The sequence below is a fragment of the Citrobacter sp. S-77 genome, from assembly GCF_963864895.1.
In the GTDB taxonomy this organism is placed as follows: domain Bacteria; phylum Pseudomonadota; class Gammaproteobacteria; order Enterobacterales; family Enterobacteriaceae; genus Citrobacter; species Citrobacter murliniae.
The window spans coordinates 1-512 of sequence record NZ_CAWLWU010000003.1 but is presented as its reverse complement, the minus strand read 5'-3'; the positions used below and the strand labels follow the sequence as shown (position 1 = coordinate 512).

General features: G+C 44.9%; 3 pseudogenes. 2 read left to right on the top strand and 1 reads right to left on the bottom strand.

The features are described from left to right. Nucleotides 1-130, top strand: a pseudogene (locus tag AACS05_RS24725) (protein rexA); the annotation flags it as partial. Nucleotides 131-145: 15 nt separating this feature from the next. Then, a pseudogene (locus AACS05_RS24720) lies at nt 146-403 on the top strand (hypothetical protein); the annotation flags it as partial. 25 nt (nt 404-428) lie between these two features. Here the strand turns inward: AACS05_RS24720 and AACS05_RS25050 are convergent. Then, nucleotides 429-512: pseudogene (locus tag AACS05_RS25050) on the bottom strand (hypothetical protein); the annotation flags it as partial.

Here is a 512-nt window from a genome sequence, read left to right as displayed (position 1 = left end):
CCATCTCTCAGCGCCTCTGAACAAGGTCACCAATGCTGAGATAGCTGAAGAGATGGCATATTGCTACGCAAGAATGAAAAGTGATATACTGGAATGTTTTAAAAGGCAGGTGGGCAAAGTTAAGGATTAATTATCAGGAGTAATTATGCGGAACAGAATCATGCCTGGTGTTTACATAGTAATAATTCCTTACGTTATCGTAAGCATTTGCTATCTCCTTTTCCGCCACTACATTCCTGGTGTTTCTTTTTCAGCTCATAGAGATGGTCTTGGGGCGACATTGTCATCATATGCAGGAACCATGATTGCAATCCTGATTGCTGCCTTGACGTTTCTAATCGGAAGCAGAACGCGCCGACTGGCCAAGATTAGAGAGTATGGGTATATGACATCGGTAGTTATTGTCTATGCCCTTAGTTTTGTTGAGCTTCCAGTTCGTTACTGGCGGCAAATGCTTTTGGTACATCGGGCAGTGCAACGCGATCCTGTGGGCGTTTAGGCCCTGCCAGGCT